This is a genomic window from Microcoleus sp. A003_D6 (assembly GCF_036702825.1).
Classification (GTDB): domain Bacteria; phylum Cyanobacteriota; class Cyanobacteriia; order Cyanobacteriales; family Microcoleaceae; genus Microcoleus.
Genome location: NZ_JAUBWA010000005.1, coordinates 46907 through 67755 on the forward strand (window position 1 = coordinate 46907; position 20849 = coordinate 67755).

Genomic DNA, 20849 nt, shown 5'->3' on the forward strand with positions numbered 1-20849 from the left:
ATTGGTCTAAAATGCTAATTACATTGCTGCAAAAATTTTATGTGCCGTTTGCTTGGCTACCTCGGGGAGCCGATTTTACTTGATGCTATTGTGTACAAGCCGGAACATTCCCTAATTGTGCAGAGTTACCAGCCCCGCGAAATGACTTCTGGCCTACTCAATGCTGACGGTTTTGGTATTGGTTGGTATCACCCGCACCTAGATACCGATCCGTTTACCTATAAAAATATACAGCCAATTTGGAACGACATTAACCTTCCGAGTATCAGTCGATACGTTGAATCCGGCTGTGTTCTAGGCTATGTTCGCAGCGCAACTTCAGGACAAGCTCTAGATTTCAGCAACTGTCAGCCGTTTGGGCGCGATCGCCTGCTGTTCGTACACAACGGCTTCGTGCAAAATTTTCGGAAAAGTCTTTACAGACCAATTCGCGATCGGCTCAGCGATACCGTTTATCAATCAATTAACGGTACTACAGATTCAGAACACATCTTCGGCTTATTTGTCAATGAATTGACCAACACAAATCTGACTCTAGAAGCTGCTTTGCAAAACTCCCTAAAAACCTTAGCTGAGCTAGCAAACGTTCACCAAGTAGAATTTTCAGCTAATATCATTATCAGCGACGGACACCAGCTCGTTGCCTCTCGCTTTGCTTCCCAAAAAACCCCTCCTTCCCTCTATTGGCTGCGAGACGATTTAAATTTCCCGAATTCTGTCATCATTGCTTCTGAGCCTTTATTTGCTGGCAATTGGCACGAGTGTCCAGTCCAGAGCATTATCAGTACCGGAGTAGAGCGTGATATCGAAATCTATCCAATCTTGTAGAGAGGCAATTTATCACGATTTGCAGCAGTGTCGCCGCGGCACTTTCAAGCTATTTGCAGACATCGATAACGATACTTTCTGCCGTCAAGCTCATCCAGATTTCAGCCCGGTTGGTTGGCACTTAGGCCATATTGCTTATACTGAGGATTTGTGGCTGTTGCAGCGGTGTGCTGGGTTGAAGCCAGTCTTTCCTGAGTATCACCAACTGTTTGCTGCTGATATTTTGCCGAAAAAACAACGGGTTTTTCTGCCCGCGTTACCAGAAGTTGAATTATATCTAGACGCGGTGAGAAAAAAGGTGTTAGATTATTTGGAAGTAGCGCCGATCGACGAGCAAGAACGTCTCTGGCGGTTTATTATTCAGCACGAAAGTCAGCACTGCGAAACAGTTGCTTTCGTGTTGCAAATGCACAGGAAGAAGGAAGGAAGGCACGACACGGATTTGGACACGGATACACGGATTAATTCTCTACAACACAGAGGAATCAACCGAGGAATAAAGCAGCAGAAATTCCCAATGCCCAATTCCCGATGCCCAATTACTGATTCGCCGGCGATTGAAATTCCGGGCGGGGAATTTTACATGGGAAGCGATGCTGCTGAGGCTTTGGATAATGAGCGATCGCGCCACCTATGTTATTTAGAAGCATACTCGATCGATCGCTATCCCGTCACTTGCCGTCAATACCGAGATTTCATGGAATCCAACGGCTATCAAAACCCTGATTGGTGGTCAGCGGACGGCTGGAAATGGCTGCAATCTCATTTAGTAGATCGCCCGCTTTACTGGTCAGAAAATCCAGCTTTCAACAACCATCCAGTTTGCGGCGTGAGTTGGTACGAAGCCGAAGCTTACTGCAACTTCACCGGCAAGCGTTTGCCATCGGAAGCCGAATGGGAAAAAGCTGCGAGTTGGGATACCACAAATCAGACATATCGCATCTATCCTTGGGGAGAAGAACAGCCAAACGGCAGCCTGTGCAATCACGGCAATAATATGGCAAATACCTCGCCAGTTGATGCTTTTCCCAAAGGAGCAAGTGCGGCCGGTTGCTGCGATATGTTGGGTAATGTTTGGGAATGGACTGCTTCAACCTTTGAGGCCTATCCGGGATTTGAAAGTTATCCTTACAGGGGATACTCTCAAGTTTATTTTGATGGAGAACACCGGGTTTTGAAAGGCGGGAGTTGGGCGACTTTTCCGCAGGCACTGCGATCGAGTTTTCGGAATTGGTACTATCCGGGCGTGCGGCAAATTATTGCTGGTTTTCGGTGCGCTAAGTAGTTCGCTATGTAATTATAACTGCAATAGAAAAGATTGCAAAACTCGGAAACTATCTTTAATGTATCTGCGTTTATCTGTGTTGCATCTGCCTGACATCTGCGGTCGCTCAATCAATCAAAAAATTAAGTAATAGGTCGAGAAAATCTGGGACAAAAATTGTTTACTAAATGCCCAAAAAGATCGCATTTTAAAATATTAAGTAAAAAAACTTAGGAAAATTATTTTTAAGTTTTAATTTGGGGAGCGATCGCCATCCGGTGAGAAAATACAGAACGGAGATCGGCATGAAAAATCTGACTCGATCGCGATATTTGGCAACGCGACGGCGTGCTATACCCATTTGTGGATCTAAAAATTACTATGAAATCCCCAAGACTGTCCGACACGACAAACTCAGCCTCAACGAAGGAAAACCGGCTGCACTTAGAGCGACTGGTGAGCGCTGCGGCACCGACACCCGCAGAAATCAATGCTGGCAGCGATGCAGTTAGCGGGTTGACTCAAAACCCCAAATCCCTGCCTCCCAAGTATTTCTACGACGATCGCGGATCGAAGCTGTTCGAGTTGATTTGTCAGTTGCCGGAATACTACTTGACGCGCACTGAGACGGCGATTTTGCAGGGATGCGCGGGGGCGATCGCCCATTTGACGGGCCCGTGCGAAATCGTCGAACTCGGCAGTGGCAGTTCCACCAAAACTCGGATTCTCCTCGATGCTTACAGCCAACTGGAATATCCCCTGCACTATTTGCCGATCGACATCAGTCCTACTATCCTAGAAAGCAGCGCTTGTCAACTGTTGGCAGATTATCCGTCGCTCCAGATTCACGGACTTGTGAGCACTTACGAATTAGCCTTAGCTAAAATTGCACCGTCGCCGTTGCCAACCCGAATGATTTGCTTTCTAGGCAGTACCCTCGGCAATCTCAACGATCGAGAATGCGATGTATTCTTCTCGCAAATTGTCGGTGCATTGCAGCCGGGAGAGTATTTTTTGCTGGGAATTGACTTGGACAAATCTAAGGATATTTTAGAGCCGGCCTACGATGACAGTCAAGGAGTAACGGCGGCGTTTAACTTGAATATGCTGCGGCATTTAAATCGAAAATATGAGGGAAATTTTGATTTAGCACAGTTCGAGCATTGGGCTTTTTACAATCAAGAGGAATGTCAAATTGAAATGCACTTGAAAAGTAAAAAAGCGCAAACAGTTCAGTTGCGCGCTCTCAATTTAACGGTGGAATTTGCAGCAGGAGAAACTATCCGCAGCGAAATATCGCGCAAGTTTAATCTCAATACTGTAAAGGAAGAACTTTCGCAGCGCGGTTTAATGCCGGTGCAAGTTTGGACAGATCCAAATCAGTGGTTTGGCTTGATGCTTTGTCAGTTGACAGTTGATAGTTGATAGTTGGCAGTTGGCAGTTGGCAGTTGGCAGTTGCCAATTGCCAATTGTGGCGTTGCTTAATACAGGTATGAATTCAAGATTTCCCAATGGCTATAAGCCAAGTCGGGTGAGTTTTGTAACTTCAAGCGAAAAGTTGATTCATACCGTGAATCAGCAACGCCCCAATTGTTATTTGTTATTTGTTTTGAATATCTCCCAATAATCAGTAACTACTGACTACTGACTACTGACTACTGACTACTGACTGCTGACTGCTGACTGCTGACTAATGACTAATGACTGTTGACTACTGACTGCTGACTAATTAACAAATTGGTCGCTGTCCGGGTTTGACGGCGTGAATGTACTCGCTGCCCGAGGTCGGCCATCCCCGCTTATAATAAGCTTCCTCCGGCTTCCCCCAGCCCAACTGCAACAAAATTTCTAGAAAATCCAACTTTTCCCACTTCGAGAGACTGGCCCATTCTGTGCGCTGGACGATCGCCTCCACATCAACCGGCTCGATCGATCGAAAATCCTTCCCGCTGTTAACGCTTAAATACAAATCCATCCCCGCAGTTACCTGCTGCCAGAATTCCAACATTGAAATCTTGGCCGCTTTCAGCGTCATCAAATCAACTGGCAAAGCTATTAATTGGTCGTCCACTGCCGGATAGCGCAGACTATAGCCTTTAACCGCCATTTCCCGCCACACAATCCCAGAAACTTGATGTTCCCGCTGGTATTCGTGCACGGCAGCCTTAAAATTTTGATAAGCAGTGAACTTCTGCACGCCCTCAGATTTGAGAAAGCGGTCAATCACGGGGTTGCCTGTAGCAGGAGTTTGAGTCAAGTTGAGGCGTCGCCCGTGCAAGCAGGCTTGGCGCTCTTCTTCGAGGATTTTAATAAGTTCCGCCGTGCTGTAGACCTTGGGCATCTTTATTCAGGCAAAATCAATAGATTTGCTGGTCTGGCTGGTTTTCTCGGCTAATTTTCAGTAAAGATTGTTTGTTTTTTTGAGCAATAGACCTCTTGCAAAAGTCCTTTTAATCAAATTTTGGAACGGGCAAGATGCCCGTTCCACAAGGAAAAATGTTTTTTGTGGGATGGGCATCTTGCCCGTCCTAGTTATTTTTGCAAGAGGTCTAATATCACTTTGCCGTTATTCTAACTTTTCTTTGTGCTTACTTCTAGCTTGACAGTTTACAGGAGTTGAGCCCAGAAATCCCGAAAGCCTCTTGAAAAAAGCAGTTAAGAGGATATCGAATCGCGAGTTAAGCGGGGAAATGTGCCGCCAGCGTACCGGGCGGGATTTTTCGCCAAAAACAAAGCCCCCTCGAAGGAGGGGGCCAAACTGATGCGAGAGGTTTGGGGGTATATCTTATCTAAATTCCGGTTGCACCGTCAGGTGATTGTTGACTGTTGACTGTTGAGTGTTAACTGTCAGTCGAAAAACTGAATGAAGGTTGAGTGTTGACTGGCCTTCTCGATTTTACGCCCGACGATGAAGCGCGGATTTGATATGATAGGTCGATCGAACAACCCGAAAAAAAAGCAGCATTCGCACCTGCTGTCAACTACAAAAACTCGAATTTTCAGTCTCAAAGCTTAGTAGCGTCGTGAGGAGCGATCGTTGTCGCCCCAGCCACCGCCGCCGCCCGAGGAGCGTTTGTTGTTGTTTTCGCGAGGTTTGGCTTTGTTGACTTTCAAGTCACGGCCCATCCACTCAGCACCATCTAGAGCTGCGATGGCTGCTGCTTCTTCTGCCTCGCTTGCCATTTCCACAAAAGCAAAACCCCGCATCCTGCCTGTTTCCCGATCCGTTGGCACTTGGACGCGGCTTACAGTACCGTACTCGGCAAATACTTGACTGAGGTCTTCTGACGATACCTCATAAGAAAGATTACCCACGTAAATCGACATAAAATCTCCAGAATCCTTAAGGTGCAGAGAGTTAGATTCGGAGAGACGCTTGTAAATAAACACCAACAAACTACGCCACCGAATTTAATTCTTGAAAAATCACTATAACATGAAGCCAGCAGAATCAGCAATTGGCTGTCAGAATTTTTTATTAGGGGTGCTGTCGGGCAATCTCCGACAGCAAGTATTGGTGATAGTTGACATCTTGCCCTTTTGGCGTTATCTGCTTGGTTCCTTGCTGCGGAATCAACTTGAGAGCCGAGATTTTTCGTCGCTGTTAGCCGGTTGATGGGGTTTTATTAAAAATTGGGCAAGATTTCAGTTATAACTTACATCTTGCACATTTCTCGCTTAACAGGCTTTTCGGCCTGTTCCACAAAGAGTGAATTTTCTTGTGGGGAGTAGGGTTGGCCAGGAGAGCCCGCCCATAAAAGGCTTGGTGAGAATGGTGCAAGATGTAAGTTATAACTGACATCTTGCCTGTTAAGCGAGAATGGTGCAAGATGTGAGTGATAACGGTTGTTTTACCGGAGACGATATCATTACTTCTGCGATCGAACTTTATCCGTATATCGCAAAAGTATTTGATTTGTGAATTATATTTTTGTAAGCTTACCCCGACTATCAGGTACGGGGCTTTAGCCTCAGATTTGAATCATCGGGAAGAGAGACAATTGCCCCTCTAGTTGACAACTCATCCCCGGACTTTCAGGAAGGCTTACAGACTTCCCCAAAGCAGCAATATTATTAGCTGCATTAATATCAGCATCATGTTCAAAACCACAATGCCCACACTTAAAAACTTTTCCATTACGGTACGACTTACCCTTAACCGGGTGAATATGTCCGCATCGGGAACAGGTTTGACTTGTATAGGCCGCTGGGACAAATACAACTTTAACGCCAGCAATATTAGCTTTATACCCAACAAACAAACGCAGTTGGTAAAAAGCCCAATTATTAGTTCTTCGGCGTTCAGTTTTGCTCCTTGGTTTTTTGTTCAAAGACTCTCTAATATTAGTCAAATCCTCAAAAGCCAAGTCCGCACCTATTTGTTTTGCTTCTTGAACAAGCTGTTTTGAGATATTGTGGTTCAACCATTTCTGAAATCTTTGTTCTCTCCCAGAAAGCCTTCTCAAAAGTCTACGACTAGACCGAGTGCGTTTGGATTGAACATTGGCTCTGACGAAGCGATATCGGTCACGGATGGATTGGATCTGCTTGCCACTCCACGACTTACCAGTAGAAGTGGTAGCAATATCTCTTCTACCCAAATCAACCCCAACTACTTTTAGTCTTTGACCAGTTGGGTTGGTGGGCCATTTAACACAAACATTGATGTAGTAGTCACCTCGTTTAGTTTTATTGAGAGTAGCAGCCGTTGGAGCTTGCCCTTTAAGCAAAGCCAATTGATAATTGCCAATACTCAATTTGAATTTAACTCGACCACACATCAAAGTAATGCCAACAGTTTGCAAATCCTCAATATATTGAAAAGTCCGAACATCCAAATTAATAGATGTCGGTCTAAATTTGTGGACTTGCTTAACAGATGTGGCATTACCAATTACACGACGAATTGCTTGACAGACATGGTTTGCCTTCAACCCCGTAGCTTCGCGCACTGGCTTATAAACCTTGTGGTGAAGCTTGGTTGTATTCCAGCACTTCTCACGTTTTGCAACTTCATATATCTGATGGCAAGCCGTTTCTAACCACAGCAAAGTGCGGTCAATTTCATTCCGCAACTCTACAGGGACTTGGAGCTTACATTTTACAGATATTGTCTGCATTGCATCTATCTAAATACTCATCCGAGTCTAGCACAATATAAAGCCGTCCTACAAGGACGGGGTTTCTACCCAATTTTCAGATGAACCGCAGAGGGCGCAGAGAACGCAGAGGAAGAGAAAAGAGGGAAAGTTTGAGGAGTGCGAGGCGATCGCACTACTTTGAAAGCTCTCATTGGATGCTCTCATTACCATTTTCCTGGGATTGCATCTTTGAGCCTCAATTCTTCTCGACTGACTAGAGCTTCGTAGTAATCGGGTTTGATCTCCAGGGCGACTCCGTAAGAGCTAATGGCATCTTGAGTCCGCTGCAATTTTTGCAAAACGTCGCCCCGCTGCGCCCAAGCTTCCCAGTTGTCGGGCTTGAGTTGAATCACTTGGTCAAAAGCGACGAGTGCTTCGGAATAGCGCTGCATTTTCTCAAGGATTAAACCTCGCTGCACCCAGCCTTGATAGCTGTCGGGCCAGATAGTAATTGCTCGATCGTATGATGCGAGAGCTTGTTCGTACTGCTGCAAAGTTGACAGAGCGTTGCCGCGTTTCAACCAAGCTTCAAAATTGTCGGGCACGATTTTAATTACGCGGTTGTAAGCTGCGACGGCTTCTTCGTAGCGCTGCAATCTTTCCAGCGCCGCCCCTTGCTGCAACCCTACTTTTGATGTAATTTCTGCTTCGGAACTAAGTGAAATTACTTTATCAAAACAGGCGATCGCTTCTTCGTATTGCTGCAATTTTTCCAGAGCTTCGCCTCGCAAATTCCAAGCTTCTAGAAAATTACCTTCAATTTGTAGGGCATTGCTGTAAGCGATAATAGCATCTTTGTAGCGTTCCAATTCTGCCAGGGCGATGCCTCTACCCAGCCAAGCTTCGGGGAAGTTCGGATTAATTTGAATGGCTTTGTCAAAAGCTGCGATCGCCCCTTCAAAATCTCTCGATTCTGACAGTGTTTGACCGCGGCCGATCCATGCTTCGGGATAAAAAGGATTAATTTGGATTGCCCGATCGAAACAAGCAATTGCCGCATCGGGCCACTGGTGTTTGACGGCCATACCTTTATAAAACCAAGCTTCGCAGTCGTTGGGTTGCAGTTGCAGTACGCGATCGTAAGCTGTCACCGCTTCTGCATATTTGTGCAATTTTGCTGAAGCAATGCCTCGATTGAACCAAGCCAGACTATTTTGCGGTTGCAGTTGAATGGCGCGATCGTAAGAAGTTACAGCTTCAGCGTAACGTTCCGCCTTCATCAGAGCCAAACCTCGGTTCAGCCAAGCTTCCCAATTAGTGGGGACGAGTTTCAGCGCGCGCTCGTAAGCCGCCACTGCCTCACCGTAGCGCTCCGCTTGCAGCAACACGTTGCCTTGCCGGTACCACATCGCGGGCAAATTCGGATGAAGTTGGGTGGCTTTTTTGTAACAGCTTGCTGCTTTATCCCACTGCTGCAATTCCTCTAAAACTCTGCCCTGCTGATACCAAGCTTCGTGCTTTTCTGGATTGATTTCTATTGCTTTGTCGAAAGCCGCGATCGCTTCTGAGTGATTTTGCAAATTTAACAGCGCTGTCCCGCGCAGCATCCAAGCCCAATATTCTTCGGGATTAATTGCAATAGCTCGATCGGCGCAGGCTACGGTTTCTGCGTAGGAGTGCAGTTGCTTGTAAGCTTTGCCCAGATTCAGCCACGCCCGGGCCCAGTCCGGCTTAATTTGAACTGCTTTTCCGTAGCAAAGGACTGCCGCTTCGTACCTTCCCGATGCGTACAATCTATTGCCCCGATCGTAATCTGGAAATGCTGCAAAAATTCTTAAAATAGGCGGCAGCAGAGCTGGTTGGGGGTTTGAGGAGTTTTCAGGAGCCGAAGTCGAGAGGTCTGGCATACGCCTTGCACATAAAAAATTTAGTGGGATAACAAGCTTGCGGTCTTATATATTAACTTATGCTTTTCTTAATCTCGCTGCTGTTTTGAAACAAATTTAGCATATCAGGCTTGGTGCGACAAATCATTTTTAGTGAATTTTAGTGGTATAAAATTATGCCCCGTTCCCACTTTCGGTACACCGCTGTAAAATACCGTCAAGACACAAACAAATATGTCCCAATCGAGATTTCAAACCAAATTTAATATGCTAAACTTGCACGCGCTTTTAGATTTCACGGACTGCGATCGCGAGTCGATCGACTCCCACCCGAATTATTGGTACGAAGGCCTTTGTCCTCAAAGCGGCGACTTGCTGAGACTGCCGCGTACTCGAATGTCCGAGGATCTGGCCCGGGGTTTGATGCAGTACCTGGCGGCTGACGGTGCCTGCGATCGCGAAGGGAAGATGTACGGCATATTGCTGGTGGAAATGCCTTCGGGGGAACAGGGAATACTCAAAGCATTTTCCGGGCTGCTGAACGGTTGCAGCATTGTTGAGGGCTGGGTGCCACCGATTCCGGGACGAGATCGAGTTGCTTTTGAGGAAGCCCGCACGTTGACTCAATTGGAGGCGATGAAACAGGAACTGATTGCACTGAATCAACTCCCGCAGCGACAAGAGTATGCAGCCTTATTTCGGGAGTTTGAATTGCAAATGCAAGTTTTGAGCGATCGGCACCGCAATTGCAAGCTGCTGCGAGACGAAAAACGCCAGTTACTGTGTCAAACTCTCGTCGCAGAAACACTAGAAATTGCCCTCGAACAACTGAATCAAGAAAGCCGTTTGGAGAAAATTGAACGCAGACAATTGAAACGGCAGCGGGATGAAACATTGCAGCCGCTAAAACAATTAATTGAAGCTGCGGATCGGCGGATGCAGGCGCTGAAACTGCGCCGAAAAGAACTTTCTCGCGAACTTCAGACGCAAATGCACGCGGCTTACACTCTGGTGAATTTTTTGGGGAAATCGCGATCGATCTCTTCATTGATGCCAACTAATTCTATTCCCACTGGCACCGGCGACTGCTGCGCGCCAAAATTGCTCCACTGTGCGGCAGCAAACAATCTGAAACCGCTGGCAATGGCTGAGTTTTGGTGGGGGCCGCGATCGGGCGATAAGATACAGGGAGAATTTTATGGCGCTTGCGGCGATCGGTGTGGGCCGTTGATGGGTTTTTTGCTGTCAGGATTATCTCAAAATCCGACAGTTTCTAATAATATAAATGAGGGTTTAACGGGCGGGCTAGAAGCCCAACCCCTACTCCCCACAAGCAATGATTTTTCTTGTGGAACGGGCATCTTGCCCGTTGCAGGCGGGCTAGAAGCCCAACCCCTACTCCCCACAAATCATCATATTTCTTGTGGAACGGGCATCTTGCCCGTTGCAGGCGGGCTAGAAGCCCAACCCCTACTCCCCACAAATCATCATATTTCTTGTGGAACGGGCATCTTGCCCGTTACCCAAATGCTACCGATTATCTATGAAGACAAATGGTTGATTGCGGTCAATAAACCCTCTGGGTTGCTGTCAGTTCCAGGTCGTTATTTGGAAAATCAAGATAGTGTTTTGAGTCGTTTGCGTAACTTGTTGTCGGATGGGTTAGAATTGACAGCGGTGCATCGTTTAGATTGGGAAACATCGGGTATTTTGCTATTGGCGCGGGACAAAGAAACTAGCAGTCAACTCAGGCAGCAATTTGAAACAAAGCAGGTTCACAAAGTTTATGAAGCGGTGCTTTCGGGTACAGTAAAAATTGATGCGGGGACGATCGATCTCCCACTTTGGGGCGATCCAGAAAATCGCCCTTACCAGCAAGTCAATTGGGAGTGCGGAAAGCCCAGCGTTAGTCGCTTTCAGGTAATGGCGAGGGAGGGAAATTGCGATCGCGTCGAGTTTTTGCCGCTGACGGGACGCACGCATCAATTGAGGGTTCATGCAGCGGATGTTCGAGGGTTGGGGATACCGATTTTGGGCGATCGACTTTACGGATGTCGGGCGGCTGCGAACCGGCTGCACTTGCACGCCCGGGAACTTTCCTTTGAGCATCCGCAGTTGGGAGAAAGGTTGCACTTACAGGCGGCGACCCGATTTTAAGCTGAGGGCGATCGGGCAAAGATCGATTTCGCGATCGCAAATATGTGATGCCGTTAGCATTGGTCGCGATCTATTCAAGTTATATTAAGCTTATCTCCCGCACCGATTGTCGGGAGATATCACCTTAATTATGTTAACAGCTAATACCAATTTTTTATGAGGCTGCATAGAATCAGATCCCCCCTAGCCCCCCTTAATAAGGGGGGGACAAGATTCCGCTCAAAGTCAACCCCTACTCCCCTTCTTAAGGGGGATTTAGGGGGATCGAAATATGTGCAACTTCACATTAAATTGGTATAACAGTTAACTGTTATGTGATTTACCTGATTTTTTAGTTGACAAACCTCAAGATTATGACTGCTCAAACAACTTCTCCACTTCTGCTGAGTCCCTTCAAACTCGGAGATTTACCCTTAAAAAACCGGGTACTCATGGCACCCCTGACGCGCTCCAGAGCCGGTGAAGCGCGGATGCCCAACGCCTTGATGGCAGAGTATTACACTCAGCGAGCCGGAGCTGGTTTAATCATTACAGAAGCCACAGTGATTTCTACTCAAGCTATTGGTTGGCTCAATACGCCCGGTATTTATTCAGACGAGCAAGCCGAAGCTTGGAAACAAGTTGTGAGTGCGGTTCATGCCCGCGAAACGCCGATTTTCATGCAGCTTTGGCACTGCGGACGGTCTTCCCACAGCAGTTTTCATGAAAACAATCAATTGCCAGTTGCAGCGTCTGCCATCAAAATAAACGGAGAAGGCATTCATACCCCTCTAGGCAAACAACCCTACGAAACTCCCCGCGCTCTAGAAACCGATGAAATCCCGCTGGTTGTAGAAGATTATCGCAAGGCGGCGGAACGGGCAAAAATGGCAGGTTTTGACGGTGTAGAAATTCACGCGGCTAACGGCTATCTCATTGACACTTTCCTGCAAACCAAGACCAATCACCGCACTGATTCCTATGGTGGCGCAGTCGAAAATCGCTACCGTTTTCTCAAGGAAATTGTGGAGGCGATTATCACAGTATTTCCGGCAAACAGAGTGGGAGTTAGACTTTCTCCCAATGGTGCTTACAATGATATGGGTTCTCCCACTTATCGGGAAGATTTTCTGTATTTCGCAGGGCAGTTAAATGCCTGTGATTTAGCTTACCTTCACTTGGTGGACGGTGTGGATAGGGGCTTTCACGAATTGGGAACGCCGATGGTGATAGGAGAGTTTCGCGATGTGTTTGCAGGGCCGCTGGTCGGCAACTCCGGATATACTCAAGAACTGGCTGAAACAGCCTTGAGCAAGAAAGTTGCAGATTTAATTGCTTTTGGTCGGAATTTTATCAGCAATCCCGATTTGGTAGAGCGTTTTACTAATGGTTGGCCGCTCAATCCGCCTGCTGAAATGAGCGTCTGGTATTCTTTTGGGCCTGAAGGTTATATCGATTTCCCTACCTATCAGGAATCGGCCGCTATTTCTTAGTTGAGTTGGTTGGTTGGGGCGGGTTGATCAATACCGAGTATGTGAATCATAGATAATGGTGAACTCGCCCCAACAGGATTTATGGTTAATTCACAAAAGTAGGAGTGGGAGTTGAAGCGATATTTAATTGTCATCGCCGGTTGAGATCGAGAACGTTTCCTCTTATCCTAATAACCATAGGGTACTTCAAAACATCCGAGCTACGAGCTTAGCAGTTTGAGTGCCTGAAAATAATCAATAGCGGAAGCGCTTTTAACAAGATGGCACAAAATCACAAATCAACGGTTATCATCACCGGCGCTTCCTCCGGCGTCGGTTTGTACGGCGCGAAAGCTCTCGCAGACAAGGGATGGCACGTAGTCATGGCCTGTCGGGACGTGCGGAAAGCCGGAGAGGCCGCCCGAGAGTTGGGCATACCTGAAGGCAGTTTCTCCATCATGCAGATTGACTTGGGCGATTTGGAAAGCGTGCGCCGGTTTGCTCGGGAATTCAAAGCAAGCGGCAGGCCTCTGGACGCTTTGGTGTGCAACGCGGCCATTTATATGCCTTTGATTAAGGAACCGCTGCGGAGCCCGGAGGGTTATGAATTGACGATGACTACGAATCACCTCGGTCATTTCCTGCTGTGCAACCTGATGATGGAAAATATGAAGCCTTCCTATTATTCCGATGCAAGAATCGTGATTTTGGGAACTGTGACTCACAATCCAGACGAGTTGGGCGGGAAGATTCCGCCGCGCCCGGATTTGGGCAAGTTTGAGGGTTTTGAAGCGGGTTTCAAAGACCCGATTTCGATGGTTGACGGCAAGAAGTTTGAACCGGTCAAGGCTTACAAAGATAGCAAAGTTTGCAACGTGCTGACGATGCGGGAATTGCACCGCCGCTTTCACGAATCGACGGGGATTACTTTCACTTCGCTTTATCCCGGATGCGTGGCGGATACGCCGCTGTTCCGCAATCACTATCCCCTATTTCAGAAGCTGTTCCCGCTGTTTCAGAAGAATATCACGGGGGGTTACGTGTCGCAGGAGTTGGCGGGCGAAAGGCTGGCGATGGTGGTTGCCGATCCCGAATACAAGCAATCTGGGGCTTATTGGAGTTGGGGGAACCGCCAGAAAAAAGATGGCAAGTCTTTTGTGCAGAAGGTTTCTCCCCAGGCCCGCGATGATGAAAAAGCCGATCGAATGTGGGAGTTGAGCGCTAAGTTGGTGGGATTGACTGACGGGGCTCAAATTGGTGCTGAGGCTGGTGCGGGCCGTTCTGCATAATTCACAGTTAGAAACCCTCTTGATAAGACTCGGCGGTTGAAACGGCGTCTATGCACAGGATGTGAGTAGACGCTGACTCTATAATCAAGGCAGGGTGGTTTTATTGTGGGGATCAGAAATCTGAAACGACAGAAAGCGCCGCTCAAAGCTCGCGTCTGGGACGCAATTGTTATATTAATAAAGGTACGTAGTTGGGCTTTAGCCCTCTTTATATATACGTCTAAAGAGGGCTAAAGCCCAACTACGTACCTATTTCTAGGATGACAATTAATCCACCCTGGCTGACTCTATAATCAAGGGGGTATTAAAGTCTGATTTGGTATGATGCACCAAAATCCAAGAAACCGGGTTTTTTAGTGGATCGGCAGGTTGTAACTCACATCTTGCACTATTCTTAAGAACAGGCAAGATGCCTGTTCCACAAGAGATAAATTTTTTTGTGGAACAGGCATCTTGCCTGTTCATAAAAAGATTATTGAGAAGGGTGTCATATCCCAGTTGTAGCGAGTCTTTTCGGACACAACCCGGTTTCTGGTTTACCCTGGCGTGCAGGACTGTTCTGGTTGCGGCATTAGCATGAAAGCGTAGGTTTTGCAACCAAAAAAATTTGGTTTTTTTACCGTTTACGATCGACTTACACGATATTTGTTCGGATCGGAACTCGGTTTGTGCGTAAGTTTAGGGGATGAACAGCGGTCGATCGACCTTTTGGTTTTTAGCGCCTGCGAAACTGTTGGCTGCGACGGCTGTTTCCTTTTTTGCTGTTAAGATTGATTTTTACTTGAGGGTGCTCACTTCCTGAAAATATTTTCCCCACTTAAGCGAGATAATAATTAGATCCTATGGCTTGTCGATCGCAAAAACTATTTTTACTCGCTGGAATTTTTGGGTTAGTTTGGCTGGGAAAACCAGCGAAAACATCCGCTAACACAGTTGAAATTTTGACCTCAAATGTTGAGGATTTGGCAGCAGTCAGCAGCGGGGGCGATCGAGCTTTAGCCCCCAACGAAACCACTTTTGACCAACGCGAAGACTTGCCGGTAAAAGACAAGGAAACGCAGTTACGCGCTGAGTCAGAACGCTCGGCGGCGGCGGAAACTCCCGACTTACCGCCGTCTGCGGCAAATTCAGTCGATGTGACATCTTACACCATTCTCAAGAACAGGCAAGATGCCTGTGAAGCGAGGAGTGAGTTTGATTGTGGGGCGGGCATCCTGCCCGCCCGTAAAAGGCTTATTGACAATGGTGCAACATCTCAGACCGATCGCGCATTCAGCACAAAAACTCAAGAAACCGAGCTTTTTAACTCAGGTCAAAAACTAGAAGAAAATATTGGCATAAAAAAAACCGATTTGGGTATCGATCGCGACTCGCAACTAAGCCAACTGCCCAACCCAATTCAACCCAGAGAGCCGGAATTGCCTGCACCACAAGCACCGCAACCTCCCCCAGAACCCCCACTCCAACCAACCCCCCTAACACCAGTTCCCGGCGATGCTAGGCCGGAGATTCCGGGTACAATTAGGGTCGATCGCTTTGAATTTGAAGGCAACACAGCTTTTAGCGATCGCGAACTCGCAGAAGTTATTAAAGAGTTTGCGGGGCGCGAAATCACCTTTGCCGAACTGATCGCAGCCGAAGCAGCCGTCACTCAAAAATACGTGGCGGCAGGATACATCAATTCCGGCGCTGTAATTCCCGCCAACCAAACCTTTCCCAGAGAAGGAGGTGTGGTGAAAATTCGGATTGTAGAAGGCGGATTAGATGAAATTGCGATCGCTGGAAACAGGCGCTTGAATTCAAATTACGTGCGATCGCGCCTAGAACGCGCTACCAGACGGCCCCTCAACCGATCTCGGTTGCTGGAAGCCTTGCAACTGCTGCAACTCGACCCCTTAATTGGCAATATTTCCGCCGAACTCCAAGCCGGAAGCCGCCCGGAAAACAGCCGTTTAGAAGTGCGGGTAAAAGAAGCAGACAGCTTTAGCGCTGAAGTGTTTGCAGATAACAACCGATCGCCCAGCGTCGGCAGTTTTCGGCGCGGTGTTCGCATCAATCAAGCAAACTTGCTCGGTTTGGGCGACGGATTAGAAATATCTTATGCTAACACCGACGGCAGCAACGAATTCAACGGCAGCTACACAGTCCCCGTCAACGCGCGCAACGGCACGATTAGTTTCGCTGCGGGTACTGCTAGCACCAACATCATCGAGGAACCGTTTGATGCTGCCAACATCGAGGGGAAATCGCGGACTTACGAGTTAACTTACCGCCAGCCGATTGTCGAAAAGCCCGATCGCACTTTGGCTTTGGGACTGAGTTTTTCGCGGCAAGAAAGCGATACATTCCTTTCGGGGGAACCATTTGCGCTTTCGGCGGGAGCAAACGACCGCGGCGAAACCCGCGTTTCGGCCGTGCGCTTTTTTCAAGAATACGTGCAGCGGAGTTCCAGCCAAGTGTTCGCGGCGCGATCGCAGTTTTCCCTCGGCACCAATCTGTTCGGCGCTACTGCGAACGATAGCGGGCCCGACAGTCGCTTTCTGGCGTGGCGCGGACAAGCGCAGTACGTGCGGCTGCTAGCGCCAGAAACCTTGCTGATAGTGCGTTCCGATATTCAATTAGCCGATCGCCCCCTGCTTTCCCTCGAACAAATTGGGATCGGCGGCGTTCAAAGCGTGCGCGGATACCGCCAAGATTTGCTGTTAACTGATAGCGGTGCGATCGCGTCTGCGGAGGTGCGAATTCCGGTTTGGCGTGTCCCTAAAGTCCAAGGATTGTTGCAAGTCGCTCCGTTTATCGATTTTGGGTTAGGCTGGAACCATTCGGGAGACAATCCCAATCCTGAGTCGGATAAACTTCTGGGTGCGGGTTTGGGCTTAGTTTGGCAGATGGGCGATCGGTTGAATGTGCGTTTAGACTATGGCATTCCTTTGATAAATGCTCGATCGTCGGGCGATCGAACTTTGCAGGAAAAAGGCCTATACTTTCGGATTAATTACTTTGCTTTCTAGCTAATTCTGTCGGCCACAACAATTCGTATAATTTTTTGATTGATAGGTCAACCGCAGATGCAAGGCAGATAACGCAGATCGACGCAGATATTTTAAGGATAATTTGCGATTTTTGCAGTCTTGTCTTATAACGTAGTTAACACAAGAGGATTGTCTTATGGTTCAGACAAAAACTAAACTAACATTTGCAGACTTCCTGCAAAATTACCCAGATGGATCTGGTATCTACGAACTTGTAAATGGAGAGATTGTCAAAGTGGAAGCAATCAGAGCTCATAAAAATGTGGCAAGATTTTTAGTATTTGGCTTTAACGATGAAATCAGGCGCTTGGGACTTGACTATATTGTTGACAAAGATATAGTTATCAGAACTGTAAAAACTTCTGGGCAAGAACAAGGCAGAAATCCTGATGTTGGCGTGGTTAAGGCGTCAGTATGGAACAGCAATTCACTCGGCTACGGAGCTCTTACCGAACCTATCCAATTAGCAGTAGAAGTTACCTCAACTAACTGGGAAGACGACTATGTGGATAAACTAGATGAGTATCAAAGGCTGGGCATTTGTGAGTATTGGATTGTGGACTATTTAGCGATCGCTTCTAGGGCATATCTAGGAAATCCCAAAGTTCCCACAGTTTTCGTTTACTCTTTGGAAAATGGCAGTTATTTAGTTCAAAGTTTTACAGGTAATGAGCGCATTATCTCTAAAACTTTTCCCGAACTAGAAATCACAGTCGAGCAACTTGTACTCAGCAGCCAAATTCAAAATATTTAGAGAAACGAGATGAGATTACACTGACAAACTTGCTCCTTAAAATAGTGTTTTTATGCCTCCATTCCATTACTATTTACTATTTTCACTATTCTCAAAAACAGGCAAGATGCCTGTTCCAAAAATACTAGATTTTCTTGTGGGGAGTAGGGGTTGGGCATCTTGCCCGCCCGTAAGTTACTCCCTACTGTTTGTCTTCCTGTTGCTATTTCCCTCGAAAACCTTCGCCCAAATCATCCCCGATAATACCCTGGGCCCGGAAAGTTCGCGCACAGTTCCCGATACTATCAACAACTTACCCTCAGATAGAATCACTGGCGGCGCAACTCGCGGCGTTAACCTATTTCACAGTTGGCGCGAATTTAACATCCGTGAAGGGCGGGGAGCTTATTTTGAAAATCCCAGGGGAATTACCAACATCTTCACCCGGGTTACGGGCCCAAACTCCTCAAATATTTTAGGAACTCTGGGAGTTTTGGGGAACGGCAACTTATTTTTAATTAACCCAAAAGGAATTGTCTTCGGGCCGAACGCTAGGTTAGATTTGCGCGGTTCGTTTGTCGGTTCAACTGCTGACAGTATTGTGTTTAATAACGGCTTTGAATTCAGCAGCACCAACCCGCAAACATCCCCGCTGTTAACAGTTAATATTCCCGCTGGTTTAAGATTTCGGGAGAATCCGGGTGCAATTGTCAATCAATCGACGGCTTTAGGAAAAGTAAACCTCCCAGCCTCTCCCGTGCCAATTCCGATTAGCGATCGAGTTGGTTTAGCAGTAGACCCCGGTCAAACTTTAGCACTGATTGGCGGCGACATCCAACTCCCAGGCGGCAATTTAACCGCCAGTAGCGGACAAATTTTACTCGGTAGCGCAGCCAGTCCCGGTTTAGTTAATTTTGCACTAACTCCCGCTGTTGATCGGCAGGGAAATTTAACTTTAAATTATGACAATATTCAAAATTTTGGCAATATTCAAATATCCGATGGAACACTCATCAACACCAGCGGTACCGGTGGCGGCAGAGTAGAGTTAAAAGGTGGAAATGTCGCCCTCAGCGGTGGGCGAATTTATGCGCTGACACTAGGAAATATTGACGGTAGAGGTATCGATATCAGCGCCCAAAAATTGCGTGTGGAAAACGGAACTCAATTTTCTACCCTGACTCTAGGAGATGGTGCAGGAGGGAATATCAACTTCCGCGCTGCTGATTCAGTAGAAATGAGCGGGCTGGGAGTTGATGGCTTTCAACAGGTGGTAATTAAATATCTGGTATCGGGAACAACAGACCCGTTTGACCCGCTATTTACGCTGTTTAATGGTAGTGCTGGTGCTGGTTCGGGGGGGAATATTACGATCGACACTAGCAGCCTGCTGCTTAACAATGGAGTAGTAGGTAGCGGCATTACTTTTGGTGCGGGAAAGGGCGGAGATTTAATCATTCGCGCCAATACTTTTGAGATGGTGAGTTCTGGAATCAACAACGGGACAGCGAAAGAAAGTATCGGTGTCTCGGGCAGCATTACTATTGATGTCGCGAGATTAATTATGCGCGACGGTTCTCTTCTCGGTACCACAAGCTACAGCAGCGGCCCGTCGGGGAATATCAACATTAAAGCTGCTGAATCAGTAGAATTGTCTAACAGCGGCCCGAGAACAGTTGTGTCAACTGGAATTAGCACGCTGAGTATCGGATCTAACGGCAGGGCGGGGAATATTAACGTCGATACCAAACGGTTGACTCTCTCTGGGGGTTCTGCGTTTACATTAGGAACGGGTGTTTTAGTTGGCAGGTTTTTGTTTTCTCAGGATGGGGGGCCTGCTGGGAATTTAACAGTTAGGGCTACTGAATCTGTAGAAATTTCAGGTATTTCTCAACTTTTGAGCAGCGGAATTCAGAATGCTAGCGGGTTGACTTCTGGAACTTTGAGCTCGAGTCGCGGCGGGGATATTCGCATTGATACGCCCAGCTTAACCGTGCGGGATGGGGGGATAGTTTCTACGAGTTCTTTGGGTGTAGGAGATGTGGGAAATATTACTGTTAATGCCGATCGCATTGAGGTCAGCGGCAGCGGCAACAACGGTCTGTTTGTCAGTACAATTGATGCTTCGGTTGGCAAAACATTTGGTACTAATTCGACTGCTACGGCAAATGCCGGTTCGTTGCATCTGAATGCCGATCGGCTAATTGTCAGAGATGGAGCTACAGTGACGGTGCAGGCTACGGGAACCGGACGCGCTGGTAATATCAATATTGTCGCAAATTCGATCGGTCTTGACAACAAAGCCAGGATTGACGGTACGACTGTATCCGGTACTGGAGCAAATATTAACCTGCAAGCGCGAGACATCCAATTGCGCCGCAACAGCCAAATTACCACCGATGCAGGCAGTTCTGACGGCGGCAATATCAACATCAACAGCAACATTCTTGTCGCCCTCCCGCAAGAAAACAGCGACATCACAGCCAACGCCCGCACAGCAGGCGGCGGTCGCGTGAATATCAATGTCCCCAATGTCTTCGGCTTTACAGCAGCGAGTCGCGAACAAGTCAGAAACAGGTTGGATCTCAGCGACGCCCAATTTGCAGCGTTGCAAGTAAGTCCTACATCTCTGCTTCCAAGCAGCGACATCGCAGCGATTTCCCAAAGTGGCGGCCCGGCTTTGCAAGGGGCGGTAACATTTAGTTCTTCTGGAGTGAATCCCGCTCAAGGATTAGTGGAACTGCCGCAAAATGTGGTCAATCCGGCTGCTTTAATTGCTGCAAATCCCTGCATCCAAGGAGCCGAGAACGAGTTTACTGTGACTGGGCGGGGGGGAGTGCCGCCGAGTCCTAACGATGTTCTCAGCAGCAATTCTAGCCAGTTTAATTGGGTGGAACCAGCGGTAGGTGGGAGTCAGCAAGTAGAAGACCAAAGAGCATCCATAGAAGTTCGGCCAACAGAAATTATTCCCGCTCAAGCTTGGGTAATGGACGATCGAGGACAAGTAACGCTGGTAGCGTATAATTCAGGTGTTGGTGCATCTATTCGCAATCCGAAATCGACTGGGGTTTGCGTACCTCGATAGGTACTTTTCAGGTTTTCGCTAACTCCTCGCAATTTTCCTAAT

14 protein-coding genes are annotated in these 20849 nt (G+C 47.5%); 10 read left to right on the forward strand and 4 right to left on the reverse strand.

What is annotated here, in order from left to right; all coding sequences use genetic code 11:
- Nucleotides 1-39 precede the first annotated feature (39 nt).
- From egtC to egtD, 3 genes are all read left to right on the forward strand, one after another.
- Nucleotides 40-828, forward strand: coding sequence for an ergothioneine biosynthesis protein EgtC (egtC, locus tag QUB70_RS02895; RefSeq protein WP_332978229.1), 789 nt, complete (start codon nt 40-42; stop codon nt 826-828).
- The gene (gene egtB / locus QUB70_RS02900) at nt 800-2113 is read left to right on the forward strand and encodes an ergothioneine biosynthesis protein EgtB (RefSeq protein ID WP_332978230.1); all 1314 of its coding nucleotides are present in this window, start codon (nt 800-802) and stop codon (nt 2111-2113) included. Before egtC ends, egtB begins: the two co-directional genes overlap by 29 nt.
- A 360-nt stretch (nt 2114-2473) precedes the next feature.
- Nucleotides 2474-3517: an L-histidine N(alpha)-methyltransferase gene (gene egtD / locus QUB70_RS02905; RefSeq protein WP_332978231.1), complete on the forward strand. Its 1044-nt coding sequence runs from the start codon at nt 2474-2476 to the stop codon at nt 3515-3517.
- A gap of 305 nt (nt 3518-3822) precedes the next feature.
- On the opposite strand, the gene QUB70_RS02910 is transcribed toward egtD, so the two are convergent.
- Together QUB70_RS02910 and QUB70_RS02915 are read right to left on the reverse strand one after the other, a co-directional pair.
- Nucleotides 3823-4434, reverse strand: a complete 612-nt coding sequence (locus QUB70_RS02910) for a hypothetical protein (protein WP_332978232.1) — start codon at nt 4432-4434, stop codon at nt 3823-3825.
- 671 nt (nt 4435-5105) lie between these two features.
- Complete coding sequence (locus QUB70_RS02915) at nt 5106-5420, reverse strand: RNA recognition motif domain-containing protein (RefSeq protein WP_332978233.1); 315 nt, start codon at nt 5418-5420, stop codon at nt 5106-5108.
- A gap of 109 nt (nt 5421-5529) precedes the next feature.
- On the opposite strand from QUB70_RS02915, the gene QUB70_RS02920 reads away from it, so the two are divergent.
- A complete protein-coding gene (locus QUB70_RS02920; protein WP_332978234.1) occupies nt 5530-5709 on the forward strand; it encodes a hypothetical protein in 180 nt (59 codons plus the stop codon).
- A 355-nt stretch (nt 5710-6064) separates the two neighbouring features.
- Here the strand turns inward: QUB70_RS02920 and QUB70_RS02925 are convergent, their stop codons facing one another.
- Together QUB70_RS02925 and QUB70_RS02930 are read right to left on the reverse strand one after the other, a co-directional pair.
- On the reverse strand, nt 6065-7144 hold the full coding sequence (locus QUB70_RS02925; protein WP_332978235.1) for an RNA-guided endonuclease InsQ/TnpB family protein: 1080 nt from the start codon (nt 7142-7144) through the stop codon (nt 6065-6067).
- Nucleotides 7145-7398: 254 nt separating this feature from the next.
- Complete coding sequence (locus QUB70_RS02930; RefSeq protein ID WP_332978236.1) at nt 7399-9081, reverse strand: tetratricopeptide repeat protein; 1683 nt, start codon at nt 9079-9081, stop codon at nt 7399-7401.
- A 246-nt stretch (nt 9082-9327) separates the two neighbouring features.
- Here QUB70_RS02930 and QUB70_RS02935 point away from each other — a divergent pair, with 246 nt between their 5' ends.
- From QUB70_RS02935 to QUB70_RS02960, 6 genes are all read left to right on the forward strand, one after another.
- Complete coding sequence (locus QUB70_RS02935; RefSeq protein WP_332978237.1) at nt 9328-11217, forward strand: RluA family pseudouridine synthase; 1890 nt, start codon at nt 9328-9330, stop codon at nt 11215-11217.
- A 353-nt stretch (nt 11218-11570) separates the two neighbouring features.
- Nucleotides 11571-12689 carry an alkene reductase gene (locus QUB70_RS02940; protein ID WP_332978238.1) on the forward strand — a complete coding sequence of 373 codons (1119 nt, stop codon included), beginning with the start codon at nt 11571-11573 and terminating at the stop codon, nt 12687-12689.
- A gap of 260 nt (nt 12690-12949) precedes the next feature.
- Nucleotides 12950-13957 carry a protochlorophyllide reductase gene (locus tag QUB70_RS02945; protein ID WP_332978239.1) on the forward strand — a complete coding sequence of 336 codons (1008 nt, stop codon included), beginning with the start codon at nt 12950-12952 and terminating at the stop codon, nt 13955-13957.
- A gap of 842 nt (nt 13958-14799) precedes the next feature.
- Complete coding sequence (locus tag QUB70_RS02950; protein WP_332978240.1) at nt 14800-16968, forward strand: ShlB/FhaC/HecB family hemolysin secretion/activation protein; 2169 nt, start codon at nt 14800-14802, stop codon at nt 16966-16968.
- A gap of 157 nt (nt 16969-17125) precedes the next feature.
- Nucleotides 17126-17743 carry a Uma2 family endonuclease gene (locus QUB70_RS02955; protein WP_332978241.1) on the forward strand — a complete coding sequence of 206 codons (618 nt, stop codon included), beginning with the start codon at nt 17126-17128 and terminating at the stop codon, nt 17741-17743.
- A gap of 106 nt (nt 17744-17849) precedes the next feature.
- A complete protein-coding gene (locus tag QUB70_RS02960) occupies nt 17850-20807 on the forward strand; it encodes an S-layer family protein (protein ID WP_332978242.1) in 2958 nt (985 codons plus the stop codon).
- The last annotated feature ends 42 nt before the right edge of the window (nt 20808-20849 follow it).